Genomic DNA, 15,875 nt, shown 5'->3' on the forward strand with positions numbered 1-15,875 from the left:
CGTTCGATCACAGTTTCGGGCGTCGATAGGCACGGCGGACGGTCAGTACTCCCAGAGCCGCTCGATCCGCGATTCGATGTCGGGGTGGTCGTCCCGGAGCGCGTCGACGGCGGTTTCACCGCCGACGTTGATGACGTGGACTTCCCCCCGACGCCCGGAGTAGGCGTCTTGGAAGTCGTACACGACGCCGACGACTTCGACGTCCTGCGGAACGTCGTCGCTCTCTATGAGGAACTCGACCTGTCTGTCGACGTTGTACTCGACGAGCCGATTGATGGCCTCCGTGCGGTTCACGTCCGACGGAAGGAGTTCGACGCCGCTTTCGAGATGCGGCTTCAGTAGCTCGAGGCAGTGGTCGATACCCGCAGGCTCGGCACTCTCGCCCGTGAGCGCGTCGTACGTCGCGGTAACGGCTCCACAGCCCGTGTGCCCCACGACGATGATAGTGTCCGTTTCGGTGTGTTCGACCGGATAGAGAACGTCTCCCGAAACCACGTCGCCGGACTCCGTCCGCTGAACGACGCGGTTGCCGATGTTGCCGCACGTAAAGAGGCGTCCGGGTTCGTCGTTCCCCCAGATGTGGTCCTGAAGGACGCGGGAGTCGGAACAGCAGACCGTGACCGCGTCCGGCCGCTGGGAGTCCTGTACGTCGTCGAACCGTGACTGAAACCGACTGGCGTGGTCCGAATTGCTCCGTAGCAGGTCGAGTAACGCCTGGCTCATGGGCGTACAGCGACTCTCGGAGAAGTATAATCTTGCGACTGCGCGGAGAGTCCTCCGATCCGAAAACGGTGCGTTCTCCGCGGCGACGAAGGCGTACATGATCAGTCGTCGTTCTGCCCGTAGATGTGTTCCTAGTGCAGTAACAGGAGGATACCACCAGTGGTCCTCACAACAGCGTTTAACGTTTCGGATCCGTACCTTGCAGTAATGGTTATCATGGGGAAGTGTACTCGGTGTGGACACACGCAACCGGGGACGGAAAACGGGAAGACTGTCGACCCACTCGCGGAGGGCGGGTGTGCAAACTGCGACAACGGGACGTTCACCGTCGTGGAAGAGGACAACGCCGCGGCGCTACGTCACGGGACGGCAGACGTAACCGTATCGGCCAGGTCCGACTAGCGTCAGAAGTCAGCGCGTCCGATCAGGTCGACGACGGTCAGCACGAACCAGCCCATCCAGACCGCGAACGCGACCAGAGCAGCGCCGTAGTACGCGGTGCTGGAGGCAAACATCGTCGCGACCGCGAACGCGACGACGACCAGAGAGACTGCGACGAGGTGCCGACGCCAGTTCGAGAGGGCGGCCGCGAGCGCAGTGGTAGCCGGTCGGTTCGCCACGGGTGAGTGTTTTCGAGACGCGGGAACATATAGTAGTGCTTGCAACTGTTTACAGATCCGATCGCACGCAGTCGTGCGATCGAGTGTGTGATGACTTGCAAGCGCTATTATAACTGTGGGCCACTGCGGAGAGGTCGGGGCCGAGTGCTCCGGCAGTGACCGCCGCTCGGGCCGGGCGGATCACCACTCCAGTCCGCGAGGGTCGTCCGGCGGTGAAAGCGGGGACGACGGAAGGCCGTCCGGTGGTTCCGGGTCGTTGTAGCCGCCGGGAGCGACGTCGTTCGGACTCTCCGGATAAAACAGCGACGCGAAGGCGTGAAGGTGCTGCCGGCCGACACCGAGTTCGAACTGGCCGCCGCCGTACAGTCGAATGTCGCGCTTGCGGGCGAACTCGATGGTGTCGAGGAGGGATTCGACGCTCCCGAACCGCGACGGTTTCACGTTGAGCCAGCGCGGTTCGAACGGCAGCGATTCGACGCTGTCGACGCCGGTGATGGGATGGTCCCACGAGACGCGGTCGGCCACCTCGTCGACGAACGCGTCCGTCTCGGCCGTCAGGGCGGGGTCTTCGATGACGGCCTTCGGGAACGCGTCGGCGACAAGTCGGTAGAGGTCGAGGTCGGCGCTCTGGTCGACGTCCGTTCCCTCGTACTGACCCTTCAGGTCGACGATGCGGACCGTCGCCCGCGACGCCAAGTCGGCGACCAGGTCGGCGTCCCAGTCAGATGTCGGGTCGAGTTTGAACGCCAGATCCGGGTCGGCGTCGAGCAGCGTCTCGATGCGGTCGACCGTGGGCGGGTCGCCCAGACGGGTCGAGACGACGAAGTTCACCGGGTCGTACGTCCGTCCGAGTGCGGACGCGAGCGACTCGCCAGCCTGTCTGAGCGCTAGGTCGAGCGCCGCGCTCTCAAACCCCCAGCGGCGGTAGTTGCGTGCGGCCGCCTGCTCCGGGTCGACGTCCGGGAAGAGTTCCACGTCGTCGAGTGCCTCGGAGAACGCTGCGACGGTGTACTCCCCGGCCAGGTCGAACGGCTGGCGGTCGACGAGAGCGTCGTGGGGAGCCGCGTCGTACGTGACATCTTCCCCGCGGCCCGTCTCTCCGTCGCCGCGAAGGGTTATCTCGGTCGTCACGCGCGTGAACCCGCTGGAAGTGTCCCGTTCGCGTCGCGTCAGTCCGACCTCGTCGATCCGTAGCGGATGGTCAGCAACTGCGTCGTACAGCGCCATGGGCTACTCTGTGGTCCGGGAGACTATCAGTGTATCCGAGTTACCGTTTCGCGCCGGTCCTCCGACGGTGGACTCGGCGGATGTCGGATCAGTTGAAGTGACACATCAAATTTGCCGACAGGAATATGACGGAGTACGCCCACTAGAAACACGATGACTGCAATTCGGACACAGAGCGTTCAGAAGTCCTACGGCGACCTGGAGGCGTTATCCGGCCTCTCACTGTCCGTGGACGAAGGCGAACTGTTCGGTCTGCTCGGCCCGAACGGAGCGGGAAAATCGACGACTATCGAGATCCTCACGGGACAGCTCCGGCCCGACGCGGGCGACGTGTCCGTTCTCGGGACGGACCCGACGACGAACCCCGCCGAAACCCGACGACGGGTCGGTATCCTGCCGGAGCGGGAGTCGCCGCCGAGTTTCCTGACGCCGCGCGAGTACTTCGAGTTCGTCAGTACAGTTCGCGACATCGACGACGAGACGCGAGAGCGCCGAGTCGAGAAGTGGGCGGACCGGCTGTCGTTCGCCGAACAGCTCGATACGCTGGCCACCGACCTCTCGCGCGGGCAACAGCAGAAGGTGATGATCGCCGGCGCGTTTCTCCACGAACCTGACCTCGTCTTCATCGACGAACCGCTGGCGAACCTCGACCCGATCGTCCAGGAACGCACCAAGCGGTTCTTCGAATCGTACGCCGCCGACGGCAACACGCTGTTTTTCTCGACACATCACGTCGAGGTGGCCGAGGACATCTGCACCCGCGTCGGCATCGTGAGCGGCGGCGAACTGATCGCCGAACGTGACCCGCGAGCGCTGGACGACGGGTCGTCGCTGCTCGACGCCTTCCTCGCGAACGTCGACGCGCCCGAATCGCGCGAGGCGCTGGCGACGGAACCATGAGCCTGCACTGGACGCTGTTTCGCGGCATGCTCGCCGAGGAGTGGCGGCTCCACACCGAACTGTTCGGCGGCCGGCGCTTCGCGGTGTTTCCGCTCCTCGTCACGGCGCTCGCCGCGGGGACCGCGTGGTTCCTCTCGCTCACCGAAGTGACCGTCGCGACGGTCGCCGCCGGTCTCCACGGGCTCGCGTTCGCGTTCGGGCTTCACACGGGTTCTATCGGCTTCGTCGGGCGTGACGCCATGGAGAATTTGCTCGGCGATATCACGATGCTCGTGTTCTCCGGGCGGACGCTTCCGGTGTCGCGGCGGACGCTGCTTTCGGTCTTTCTCGTCAAGGATATCGTCTACTACGGCGTCCTGTTCCTGCTCCCGCTCACGGTGGCGGTCGCGCCGCTCGCCTACGCCCGCGACCCGGCGCTGCTCGCCCGCCTGCCGCTGCTCTGGGCGACGACGACCGCAACGTTCCTGTTCGGTGCCGCTGTCACGTTCGCGTTCGTCGGCCTCTCGACGCGCGGCCTGCCCGGGCGCGTGGTCGGTCTCCTGGCCGCGGCGGCCGTCGGCCTGGCCTGGGCCGCAGGCGTCGACGTCGGAGGAGCAACGCCGTACGCGCTGTACGCCGACCCCTCACTCGCCACTGCGGCGATAGCCGTTGCCCCGTCGGTTGCCCTCGCTATCGTCGGCCTGTACGCCTACGACCCGTCGGTTCGGAGCGGGGTGCGAACGACCGACGCCGCGTTCGGACGCTGGCGTCGCCGCCTCGGCGACGACACCGGCCTGTGGACGAAGAGCCTGCTCGACCTGCACCGGAGCAGCGGCGGCATCTGGAAGGTGCTTTTCTCCGGCGGCGTCCTGTTCGCCGTCAGCGCCGCACTCATCTTTCTCACCGAATCAGTCACCGGCGTCGAGCCGTCGATCGGACTCTCGTTCGGTGCCATTCTCGGTCTGACGGCCTTTACGACGTACAACTGGCTGACGCAGTTCGACGACCCGGACGACTACCTGATCTACCCCGTCGGCGTCGCAGACGCCTTCGCCGCGAAGTTCCGGGCGTTTCTCGTCCTCGCCGTCCCCAACGGCCTGGCGTACTTCGCGCTCGCGGTAGTCTGGTTCGGGGCCGACCCCGCCCACGTCGCCGTGGGTGCCGTCCTCCTCGTCGGGATCGAACTCTACCTCTTCGGTCTGACGGTGGCGCTCGCCGGCCTACAGCCGAACGAGTTCCTCTTCGACAGCGTCCTGTTCGCCGCGTTCGGTGCCGCCGTCGCCGCGGCGCTCGTCCCGGTATTGATCGTCAGCTTAGTCGTGACGCCCGTCTCGACGACGCTTCTGGGCGCTCTCGCGGCCGCCGCACTACTGCTCGGCGCTGTCGGCGTCGCCGTCTACCGCCGCGCTGTCCCGCGGTGGGAGCGACGCCTGCTTGCCTGACACTGATCAGACCGCCAGGCTGAACCCGAGTTCGTCGCTCCCGCCGTGGTCGCCTCAACCTCGTCCGGATCGACCTCGTGTTTCGCCGCGGCGTCGGCTACCGGAACCGCCGGCGGCCGAGAAGCGTAAGCGTCAGCGCGAGGACCGCACCGACCGGTCCGACGCCCGGTTGCCCGTCGCTTTCCGTCTCAGCGTCCCGGTCCTCTGCAGTGGTGGTCGACGGTTCGCCGGTCGATTCGGTCTCCGACGGATCGCTCACCGTCACGGTCCCGACGTCCGTTTCGCCGATGTGCAGGTCGTGCGTGCCCGGTCCGAGCGTCGGAGCGAACGACACGGTCCGCGCCTCGCCGGGCGCGAGAGAGACAGTTCGCTCAGCGACGACCTCGCCGCCCCGTTCGAGCGCGACGGTGGCGTTGCCCCCGGCGGTTCCGGTGTTCGTCACCGTCGCCTCGACGGGGACCGACTCGCCGTCCGCGACTTCGGTCGCGCCGAGCGTCGCGTCGGTCACGGAGTACTCGGGGTGTTCGACGCCAACCGCGAACGCCGAGAACCCCGGAGTCGCCGCCTCGTACTCGTTCCCTGTGTGATTCGTCGGGAGGTCGCGCCACTCGCCGTCGTGATACCGGTAGAGCGTCACGTCGTCCGGGTCGGCACTGTCGGGGAGCGCCGACTGGGACACGCTGAACCGGAGCGTCGCCTCGGCGATCGCCTCCTCGGAAACGCCGTCGCGGCCGACGTCGAAGTAGCCAAGCGCCGTCGACCGGTTGTAAGCCGGGACGTCCCCCGGCGGTTCCGCGGACGCCCCGACCGACAGGTCGAACTCGGGGGCGTTCTCGGCGAGAGTCACGTTGATACCGGTCGCACCGACGCCGTTCGCGGTCACTGACGCCGGGAGGTCGGCCGACGCGGTGTCGCCTCGCAGGCCGCGGACGACGGTGACTGTCGCACCGTCCGCGGTGGCCGTCACGTCCGTTCCGACGCCGAGCGACGGTTCGAGCCCCGACGACGGCGCGCCGCCGCTTCCGCCCCCGCTACTGTCGTCGCCGTCGTTGTTGTCGCCGCCGTCGCTGCCATCGTTCCCTTCACCTCCGCCGCCGTCATTACTGTCTCCGTCGCCGCCATCATCTCCCCCACCACCATCGTCGTTACCGTCTCCGTCGCTACCGTTGCCGCTGCTGTTATCCGGTCTGGCTTCGACCGAAACGGTCACCGTGTCGGTAGCCGAGACGCCGTACTCGTCGGTGAGCGTCAACGCGGCCTCGTACTCGCCGGGCGACTCGTACGCGTGCGAGACGTGTTCTCCCTCGGCGGTCGCGCCGTCGCCGAAGGACCAGTCGTACGCGACGACTGTGCCCTGCGCCGCGCTGTCGGCGGCGTCGAACGTCACCGCGTCGCCGACGGTCGCCGTCGCGGGGTCGGCAGTAGCGTGCGCGACCAGCGACGGCTCTTCGAGCGTCACTGTGAGGTCCCGCGGGCCAGTGGCGTCGACGGTCCGTTCGGTCGTCGTGGGGACGAACGACTCGTTCTCCGGCGGCGTGACCGCGACTGAGACGTTCCCGGAGAGTTCGAGTCCGTCTACGGGAAGTCGTCCGTCCGCCGTGGTCAGGAACTCGCCGACGCGGACCGACGCCCCGTTCGCGCTCACGTCGACCGCGACGGACGCGTTCGCCACCGGTGCTCCCGACTCGTCCGTGACCGTCATCGTCACCGGATGGCCGTCCGGTATGTCGTGCGTTCCGAGGTCAGCGTCCGTTTCGGTGACGGTGTTCGCCAGCGGGTAGACGTCCGCGACGCCGTCCTCGGGGAAGAACTCGTCTGCGGTCGTGTCGTACTGGCGGTAGCCCACGTCGACGGTCGCGTTTCGGCGAACGCCGACGGCGTACGACCCGTCCGCGTCGGTTCGCGAGACGTTCGTCCGCCTCGCCCCGTCGTGTGTCGTGACGACATCGTCGGCCGCGGCGGTACCGTCCGGGCCGCGGACCGTCCCTTCGAGCGTCACCGTCGGCGGCGCAGTCGACCGGTAGGCGTCGTACACCGTCGACTCCGCGAGGTTGCCCGACGCGTCGACGAGCGCGACGTTCAGGTGGAGCGTCGACGCGGTGATCCGCGACCCGTCCAGTTCGACCGCGTACTCGCCGTTGCCCGTCCGCTCGACCGCCGCCTCGTGCCACGCCTCGCTCGTGTTCGTGACGTTCCCGTCGTGGGGGGCGGTCGTCACGGACCCGTCCGCGTAGCGCACGCGGACGCTGCCGTTGGCGAGGTCCATGTCGTCGCTCGCGGTGAGCGACAGCGTCACTGGAAGCCGGTACAGGGAGTTGCCTTCGCCACCGTCCGTCACCCGGATCCCCCGGAGTTCCGGCGGCGTGACGTCCTCGCCGGGACGGTACGTCGCGGCGTAGCGAGTGACGGACCGCGTCGACAGGCCGTCGGAGCCGTTCGCCGTCAGCACCGCTTCGTACGTCGCGTTCTCGACGAGCGGGTCGTCGCCGGCGTACGCGAACTCGTCACCCGTCGTCGTCCGCGCGGCCACCGTCGTCCCGTTCCGGCGTATCTCGTAGTGGTTCGTCGCCGACGACCGGTGGACGAACCGCGTGGGGGGTTGGTCGACCTGGAACCGCGCGCCGACGCTGACGTTGGCGGCGGCGGGCGTCGCCCCCAGATGCCAGTTCCGGCGGTCCGCCGTGAGCGGGTGGGCGCGGACGCTCACCGCTCTGTTCTCGCCGACCGCGAGCGACTGCATCGGCGAGACGAAACGCCAGTCGCGGCCGTTGTCGACCGCTGTCAGCCCGTACGCCGTCCGGACGTCGCTCCCGGAGGGGGTGACGTACACCGTCTGCCGAGTTCTGTCGCGCCGGTCCCAGCGGGCCGTCGTGAGCCCCCGTGTCGGGAACGCCGAGTGGGTGACAGTCCGCACGACATCGTAGTCGTCACCACTGCCGGTCCGGCCGTAGGTGACGGTCTGTGCGGCGAGGTCGGACTCGTCGGGCGCGACGGTCCGCGGCCCGTCGACGCCGACGGTGGGATACACTAGATGATACGCCTCGGAAACGTCGAGGTGGTGCCCGCCGTCGTCGTACGCGCTCGCTGGCGCGAGCAGGTACGAGACGCTAGCGTTTGCCGTACCCGTGCTGAATCGAACTGACGGTTCGTCGGGGAACGTCCGGAACGATTCGTACGTCAGCGACCGACCGTCGGCGGTCGTCCGCTGCATTTCGCCCGCCGCGCGGAGCGTCTCCAGTTCGGTTCCGTCGCCGAGGCCGCTCGCGTTCAAGCCGTACCGAACGGCGTCGTTCTCGTCGAACGAAACCGTCGCGTCGTCAGACACAGTCAGCGTCTCCTCCACGAGAACCGTCTCGCCGGTCGACTCGTCGACGCCGCCGCTGACGACCGTGTACGTGCCCTCGAAAACGAGCGTCTCCGCGTCGTCGCCGGAGAGAGACAGCACCTCGGTCGATCCGCCGTCACCGTGGCGGTAGAGGACCACTTCGTCGCCGGCGACGCTCGTCCCGTTCGCGCCGTGTTTCGAGACGGAGAGGCGGTGGCCGATGGTGTATCCGAAGCTCCCGCGGTACTCGCCGCCGTCGACTAGCAGTCGACCGGAGTAGACGCCCGCATCGGTGGTCCCGTTGACTCGCACCGCGACGGCCTCGGTGTCTCCGGGCGCGACCGAGACGGCCGTCCGGTTCAGCGACACGTCGCCGGTCGTGCCGTCGTCGATATCGGTCGCGTGGGCGGAGACGTCAAGCGTTACCGTTTCGGTTCCGCGGTTAGCGAGTTCGACGACGCGCGTCTCGTTCGCAGACGGCCGGACGACGCCGAAGTCGACGGTCGACGGCGCGACGGTCACGTTTGCCGTCAGCGCGGCGGTCGTGTTGACGCGGCCCGACCCCGCCTGGTAGATGTCGTAGTTGCCCTCGAGACGGTCCGTCCGCGTGACGAGCGCGCTCCGCACGTCGGTGGGGGTCCAGTCCGGATTCGCGTCGAGCAAGAGCGCGGCGATGCCGCTGACCGCGGGTGCCGACATACTCGTTCCGGAGTACTCGACGTACCTGTCGGTACCCGCCCTCGCGCTGGCAATGTCGACGCCGGGCGCGACGAGGTCGGGTTTCACGCGGTTCGTCGCCGTCGGGCCGCGGGAGGAAAACGGTGCGAGACGGTCGTCACCGTCGCTCGCGCCAACCGTGAGTGCCGACGGAACCACGCCGGGCGAGAGAACGGTGCCGTAGCCGTCGTGGCCGGGACGGCCGTCGTTACCCGCCGCGACGACGACGGTAACGCCGTTGTCGACGGCGTACTGGACCGCGTCGAAGTAAGGGTCCTCGTCGTAAACGGGTCCGCCGAGGCTCACGCTGATCACGTCTGCGTCCGTCTCGTCGACGGCGTACTCTATCGCGTCGATGACGTTGGAGCGACTGCCGTATCCGTCGCTCTCGATGACTCGGAGGTTCAGGACGCTCGCGTTCGGTGCGATGCCGGTGTAGGTTCCGTTGCTCGCGGAGCCGTCGCCTGCGACGATTCCGGCGGTGTGGGTCCCGTGCCCGTACGGGTCGTCAGTGGTCCCCTCGCCGGTGAAGTCGACCTGGCGGGTCACGGCGTCCTGCAGGTCGGGATGAGAGTCGTCGACGCCCGAGTCGAGGACGGCGACGGTGACGTTCTCACCGTTGACGCCGTATCGAGAGCGCGCCGCGCCCGCACCGGTGAGTTCCGAAACGTCGTCGAGGGAGACGCTCACGCGTGCGTCGAGCGACACGTGTTCGATCTCGGCGCTCGTCCGGAGGGTCTCGTAGACGGCCGCAGACTGGTCTTTCGACACCGAGGCGGAAACCGCGTCGACGGAGTCGAGCGTGCGTTCGGCCGTCAGACCGCGCGTTCGGCCCATGTCGTCGCGCAGGGCCGCGGTCGGACTCCGCTCGGCATTGCCGTCCGTTCGACCGACTTCGTCCGGACTGCCCCGGCGCTCGACGATCACCGGGATCGAGTCGGCGTTCGCGTCCGTCAGGTTCTGTTCCACCAGCAGGTCCACGTTGAACAGACGAGGATCGAACCGCTCCAGGTCGGCGTTCTCGGGGAACACGTACGTCCCGTCGGGTGTCGATATCCGCCGCATCGCCGTCTCCGAATCGGTCGTGTAGACGGTTTCGCCGCGGCGCTTCTCGACGGTCACCGTCTGGCCGGTAATGAGCGTCAGCGTTACGGCGGACTCGTTCGCCGCTCCGGCGCGGTCAACGCCCGGACCGGCAGTCGGGGAGCCGGTAGTTCTCCCGTCAGTCGAAGCGTTCGTGACCGAGAGGTTCGCATGGGTGTCCGATATCTGAACCTCTCGGTCGCCGGACGGAGCCGCTTCTGCGTACGCGACAGCGGGTGCCGCTGTCGCCGAAACCAGCAGGAGAGCGACCAGAAACAGCGTCCGGAGAGACGCGTTGAGGCGAGACGATACGTCGTGGGACTCGCCTCCGCAGGGGCTGTCAGATTTCATATCAGTCTGGATATCAGTATCGATAGCTGATACCGCCAGTACCTTGATGTGAAACGTAAATCTTGTGGTGATACCGTCTCTACTTAATAAAATACAATTCGTAACTCAGAGAGAAATAACAGACGTTCGGAGCGGTCGGCGGCACTGCCGGCGTCGACGTCTGCGTCGGGAAATAGCGGTCGACGAGTCCGGGATCAACCGCTCCGCCTACCACGGTTCTACAATGTGCTGTTACCCCCACGTCCGTCGTAGAATGAAAGCCGGAGGTTTGAACCACGCCCGCGTCGGTCGTTTCTCCCCCGTTCCGTAGTTCAGTCCCTCACGAGACGTATTGACCGCTTGCAGGATCGCTTGCGGCAAAAGTAAGCCGGTGGGGGGATTTGAACCCCCGGCCTAATCCTTACGAAGGATTCGCTCTAGCCAGTCTGAGCTACACCGGCGCACTGCGCGCCGAGCCCTGCGTCGCTACGCTCTGCAGGACACCGGTACACTCCACCTCAACATAGGCGCGATAATCGGTTTAAGGATTCCGAATTCCGACGCCGTTATCGAGTCAGTCGCACGTCGAGACAGACGTTCAGTTCGTGCGGCGCGTACGACCGGACGGTGTGGCGCGTCTCGACGGCAACCTCGTACTCCGGTTCCGCTGCCGCCCTGATCGCCGCCTCCCCGGGACCGAAGGGGTCGTCCTCGTGCTGGATATCGTAGTAGTGGACGACGCAGTCGTCGCCAGCGACGGTGACGGCGGCGTCGAGGAACTCGTCGGCGCTGTGTGGCAGGTTCATCACGATCCGGTCGGCCCAGTTCTCGTACTCCGGCGCGTCATCTCGCACACCGTCGCTTCTCTCCGGGCGCTCGCGAGCCTGCGGCCCGCTCGTCTCATCGATGCCCTCGCTTCGTTCGCGTCCCGCAACTCGCGACGAGCCCGAAACAACGTCTCGGACATCGCCCGCGATAGCGGTCACACGGTCGGCCACGCCGTTTCGCTCGGCGTTCTCGCGGAGGTACTCGACCGCGCGCTCGTTCAGGTCGACGCCGACCACCTCCGCTCCGCGTTTCGCCGCCGGGATGACAAAGGGACCGACGCCTGCGAACATGTCGAACACGCGCTCGCCCTCCTCGACCTGCTCGGCGACGCGGTGGCGCTCCGTCGCCAACCGCGGCGAGAAGTACATCTCTGCGATGTCGAGCGCGTACTCGCAGCCGTACTCGCGGTGAGTCGTTTCGGTCCGCTCTCCGGCCAGTAGCTCCCAGTCCCTGATGCGGAGTTCGCCCTGGATCTTCGACGCTCGGTCGACGACGGTTTCGACGGGGACATCCGACTCGACGACGGCGTCGGCGATGTCGGCCGCGCGCTCCGGGTCGTCCTCGTCCACGATGACGATGTCGCCCAGGCGCTCGTAACTCGGGTCGAAATCGAGCAGGTCCGCTGGCGTCTGCTGTGTGGCGCGCTCTGGCACGTCGCGGACGACCACGTGATATTTCTCTGGGACGGTGGCCGCGTCTGTCACCGGAATGTACAGATACCCCTCGTCGAACTCTATCTCCAGGTCCTCGTCGACGAGATCGTCGGCCGCGAGGGAACGGCGGGTCGCCTCGCCGTCCTCCCGCTGAACGCGAACGCACGGCGCTTCCATACGCTGACTCTCGTCCCGTGGCGGGCGTAAGCCTGACGCTTCCGGGCCGAGCGTGTCGCGCGTTCACCGTCGAACCCCTGGCGTTAAGCGGGCACGACTCCGAGTCCGGGTATGCTCACGTTCATCGGTCTCGGCCTCTACGACGAGCGGTCGATCACCGTCGAAGGCAAGGAGGCGCTTCGCGACGCCGACCGCGTGTTCGCCGAATTCTACACCAGCACGCTTGTCGGCACCACCGTCGCGGAACTGGAGGAGTATCACGACACGCAGATCGAGGTTCGCGACCGCGAAGGCGTCGAACGGAGTCCCGGAGAGATCCTAGACGCCGCCGAAACGGCTGACGTCGCCTTCCTGACGGCCGGGGATACGATGATCTCGACCACGCACGTCGACCTCCGCCTGCGCGCTCACGACCGCGACATCGAGACGCGGGTAGTCCACGGAACGACGGCTCAGGCCGCCGCGAGCGCGCTCACCGGCCTCCAGAACTACCGGTTCGGCAAAGCGACCACGCTCCCGTTCGCGTACGCCCACGGCGCGGACGGGCTTCCGGCAAGCGTCACCGAGACCATCGACGAGAACCGCGACCGCGGCCTCCACACGCTCGTCTATCTCGACATCAAGGTCGACAACGCGGCGGCGGTCGCCCGGTCGGAAGACGACGAGATAGAGGAGTACATGACCGCGAGCACGGCCGCAGAGTATCTCGTCGACGAGTATCCAGAGACGCTCGGCGTCGTCGTCGCCCGCGCGGGCAGTCCGGACCCAGTCGTCGTGGCCGACAGTATGCGCGGCCTCGCGTCGCGGTCGTTCGGCGGTCCGCTTCACCTGCTCGTCGTGCCGGGAGAACTCCACCACGTCGAACGCGATGCCCTTCGTGACCTGGCGGACGCTCCCGACTCGTCGCTCGACTGACGCGAACTGCTTCTGAAACCCGTTCGGGGACACGATATCGCGTGCTGCGGCTGTTCGGCGTAGCGTTCGAAAAAATGTGAATCGTCGAAAGCCGGCGTGAGCCGGTAGTTAGCTACCTGAATTAGTCCTGACGACGGACAGCCAGGAGGGCAGCAGCGATGAGCGCCACGATGGCGACGCTGATGCCGAAGCCGGGCTGACCGTCACCGTCGGAGTCACCGTCCCCGTCGCCGTCCTCAGGGGTGGTCTCCTCGGTGGTGGTGTTAGTCGGTTCTTCGGTAGTGGTGTCAGTCGGTTCGTCGGTAGTGGTGTCAGTCGGAGTCTCCGTCTGCAGCGTCACGTCACCGGCGTCAACGACGATGTCACCGTTACTGTCGGTGTACGGAGCGTCGTTATCGCCTTCGGAGTCAACGAAGTCGTACTCCTGGTTGTCGTTGTCGTCCATGTGCGGCATCGCGATGAGGGTCTGATCCTCTTCGATGGCGCTGTCGAGTTCGACCTGCACATCCGTGTGCGTGCCGTTCTCGAGGTACTGGGACGTACCAACGACGCTGCCGATCGGGTCGTCCTCGACGGACGCGTCGTGGATAGTGACGAAGCCACCTTCGGGCAGGTAGACCTCGTCAACAGTCACGACGGAGCCGTCTTCACTGATGCCGCCAGAGTAGGACACCTGAGCGGTCGGAGCTTCGCCGACAACTCCGCTGACGGAGTCAGCGAGCGAGTTGCCGTTAGAGTCCTCGAGGTAGACCGTGAAGTTGGAGCCTTCCTCAGGCTCGCCGCCGAAGTCGAATTCGGCGCTGAAGCTACCGTCGTTCTGGACGGTTGCGGTCTCCTCAAGCAGGAACGGGTTGTCAGTGTCGTCGCCTTCGGCGGTGATCCGCACTTCGGAGCCGGCGGCGATGGTCGTCGTGCCGCTGATGGTCTGGCCGGACGAGGCCTCGACCTCAGGCGGCTGGATGGTCCCTTCGCGGCCGTCCATCTCGAAGGTGTCGCTGACCGTCTCGTCGTCGTCGGACGGGTTCAGCTTGGAGTTCTCCTCGACGGTGAAGGTAGCCTCGTAGCTACCGTCGTCGGAGGAGATGTCAAGTGCCGAGCTGTCGACAACGAGGTAGTAGAGGTCCTCGTCGCCGTTCGTGTAGACGTCCGTGTTACTGTCGCTGAGTTCGGCCGTTTTCGGGTCACGGTTCGCTTTCGCTTCTTCCTGCTCGACCGTGATCGAAACGTTCTCGTCGTTAGTGAACTCGGAGTAGTCGTCCGCGCCACCAACGAGACCCTCGATACCGGACGCGTCAACCTCGACCACTATCTGATCGCCTTCCGAGATAGTGCTGTCCTGAGAGACAGAGTCGGCGAGGTCTTCGACGTCATCGTAGCTCATGTCCTGCGGTGCGGTACCGACAGACAGGCTGTCAGTCGAGCGCGGGCGCAGGTTGAGCGTACCGGGGTCGTCGGAGTCAGCGGTCGGGTCCTCACCAGCACGGACCGTCATCCGGTAGCCGTGGTCGGTGAGAAGCCGGCTGCTGCTGAACGTGGTTGCGGTGAGGTTGTCGCCTTCGAGAACCGTGACGGAGTCGTCGCTGTTCGCTGCGGATGCGAGATCCGACCCGGTCGTGTTACCAGCTTCGTACGTGTTGAACTGGATGGTGACCTCACCGTCGTCGTTACCGTCTTCGACAGTCAGGTTGGCCTGATAACCGTCGTCCTGGATGTTACCGACGGTGACAGCGGCCGTGTCGGTGTTCTCCAGTTCGACCGTGATGTCGGCAACGTCGCCGACCTGGTCGCTCGTGACGGAGCTTGCGAACTCGGCCTCGCTGTCGCCGGCGTCCGAGACGTTGATGTCTACGGAGTCCTCGGCGTCAGTGTCGGTGACAGAGAAGTCGAGCGTGTAGTTGTCTGCGTCGATACCGGAGAAGTTACCGGTGGCCGTGCTACCACCGCGGACGGAGAACGCAACGCCGTCCTCGGTGTTGCTGACATCGTCCTCGTCAGCGAAGATGTTCTGAAGTTCGTCGGCGTCGAGGTCGTCTGCGGTGACCTCAACGTCGAAGCTACCGCGTTTGGAGTCAACCTCGAACTCCTCCTCGGAGTTACCGGAGTTCCGAACCTCGCCATCGTCAGCGGTGATGGTGAGGTCCTGTTCGACGACAGTGAAGTTGAACGAGCCGCTAGACTTACTGAGCGTGTACTCGCCTTCACTGAGACCGGACGTGTCGATCAGGTGCGCGCCGTCGGCGTTCGCCGTGCGCTCCCGCTCGAGAATTCCGGTTTCGGAGTTGATGATCTGGTAGTCCTCGTTGGACTCGAAGCCGTCCTCGTAGAGGACCTGGCCTTCCCAGTACGTACCACCGGCGTTGAGGTTCGCGTCAGACTCGGACTGGTTCGTACCTTCCTGGCCGTCGTTGCCGTCGTTACCGTCTTCGCCATCGTTACCGTCGCCGTCGTCGGCGGCGGTTTCGAGGGTGGTCGAGCCGGTGTTAACTTCGTCGTCACCACTGGAAGCGGTACCAGTGATTTCGTACGTCATGTCTTCGGAGTCAGCGGTGGTGACCGTGTACGTCAGCTCGACCGTTGCGTCTGCGGGCACGGACGAGATCGTAACCACGGCACCGGTGCTGTCAGCCTCCGCGATGATGGTATCTGCATCCTCACCGTCGACAGTGACGCTGTCGATGCTTGCGGACTGGACCTCGGGACTGAACTCTTCCGAGATCGTGAGTGACCCGCCGTCACTGTCCATATTGACTGTTGTCGTAACCGTTGCCTCTCCACCAGGACTCACTTCCGAGTCACTGATGTTGCGATCCGCATCGGCGATCCCTGCAGCTGCGGTGCCTGCGAATGCGGCAGACATCGCAACTACTGAGACCACCATTAACGCAGCCATCAGCAGGCTACGCATCTTATCGTTATTGCTTGACATTTTGTGTTGGGTTTGTCGGTTGGATCAGTT

The 15,875-nt window shown here is 65.8% G+C and carries 10 protein-coding genes, 1 tRNA gene and 1 pseudogene; 4 read left to right on the plus strand and 8 right to left on the minus strand.

The window, feature by feature from the left end; all coding sequences use genetic code 11:
- Positions 1-42: 42 nt before the first annotated feature.
- Positions 43-723, minus strand: coding sequence for a carbonic anhydrase (locus tag SM753_RS08555; protein ID WP_323191272.1), 681 nt, complete (start codon positions 721-723; stop codon positions 43-45).
- Between the two features lie 207 nt (positions 724-930).
- Between SM753_RS08555 and SM753_RS08560 the strand changes: the two genes are divergently transcribed.
- Positions 931-1,125 carry a hypothetical protein gene (locus SM753_RS08560; protein ID WP_323191273.1) on the plus strand — a complete coding sequence of 65 codons (195 nt, stop codon included), beginning with the start codon at positions 931-933 and terminating at the stop codon, positions 1,123-1,125.
- 2 nt (positions 1,126-1,127) lie between these two features.
- Here SM753_RS08560 and SM753_RS08565 read toward each other — a convergent pair whose 3' ends face one another.
- A complete protein-coding gene (locus SM753_RS08565; RefSeq protein WP_135535142.1) occupies positions 1,128-1,343 on the minus strand; it encodes a hypothetical protein in 216 nt (71 codons plus the stop codon).
- Between the two features lie 180 nt (positions 1,344-1,523).
- Positions 1,524-2,570, minus strand: a complete 1,047-nt coding sequence (locus SM753_RS08570; RefSeq protein ID WP_323191274.1) for a hypothetical protein — start codon at positions 2,568-2,570, stop codon at positions 1,524-1,526.
- A gap of 153 nt (positions 2,571-2,723) precedes the next feature.
- Between SM753_RS08570 and SM753_RS08575 the strand changes: the two genes are divergently transcribed.
- Complete coding sequence (locus tag SM753_RS08575; RefSeq protein WP_323191275.1) at positions 2,724-3,470, plus strand: ABC transporter ATP-binding protein; 747 nt, start codon at positions 2,724-2,726, stop codon at positions 3,468-3,470.
- A complete protein-coding gene (locus SM753_RS08580; protein ID WP_323191276.1) occupies positions 3,467-4,891 on the plus strand; it encodes a hypothetical protein in 1,425 nt (474 codons plus the stop codon). The genes SM753_RS08575 and SM753_RS08580 overlap by 4 nt, the downstream gene beginning before the upstream one ends.
- Before the next feature lie 97 nt (positions 4,892-4,988).
- Here SM753_RS08580 and SM753_RS08585 read toward each other — a convergent pair whose 3' ends face one another.
- The 3 genes from SM753_RS08585 to SM753_RS08595 form a co-directional block, all read right to left on the minus strand.
- Positions 4,989-10,367, minus strand: coding sequence for a S8 family serine peptidase (locus SM753_RS08585; RefSeq protein ID WP_323191277.1), 5,379 nt, complete (start codon positions 10,365-10,367; stop codon positions 4,989-4,991).
- A gap of 365 nt (positions 10,368-10,732) precedes the next feature.
- Positions 10,733-10,807, minus strand: a tRNA-Thr gene (locus SM753_RS08590).
- Positions 10,808-10,912: 105 nt separating this feature from the next.
- Positions 10,913-12,004 (minus strand): class I SAM-dependent methyltransferase family protein, encoded by a 1,092-nt coding sequence (locus SM753_RS08595; RefSeq protein ID WP_323191278.1) that lies wholly within the window; start codon positions 12,002-12,004, stop codon positions 10,913-10,915.
- Positions 12,005-12,115: 111 nt separating this feature from the next.
- Here SM753_RS08595 and dph5 point away from each other — a divergent pair, with 111 nt between their 5' ends.
- Complete coding sequence (gene dph5, locus SM753_RS08600) at positions 12,116-12,919, plus strand: diphthine synthase (protein WP_323191279.1); 804 nt, start codon at positions 12,116-12,118, stop codon at positions 12,917-12,919.
- A 121-nt stretch (positions 12,920-13,040) separates the two neighbouring features.
- On the opposite strand, the gene SM753_RS08605 is transcribed toward dph5, so the two are convergent.
- Positions 13,041-15,662, minus strand: a complete 2,622-nt coding sequence (locus SM753_RS08605; RefSeq protein WP_323191280.1) for a BGTF surface domain-containing protein — start codon at positions 15,660-15,662, stop codon at positions 13,041-13,043.
- Between the two features lie 93 nt (positions 15,663-15,755).
- Positions 15,756-15,845 (minus strand): annotated as a pseudogene (locus tag SM753_RS21365) (surface glycoprotein); the annotation flags it as partial.
- Between the last annotated feature and the right edge of the window lie 30 nt (positions 15,846-15,875).

It is taken from the genome of Halostella sp. PRR32 (assembly GCF_034808085.1).
Lineage (GTDB): Archaea > Halobacteriota > Halobacteria > Halobacteriales > Natronoarchaeaceae > Halostella > Halostella pelagica.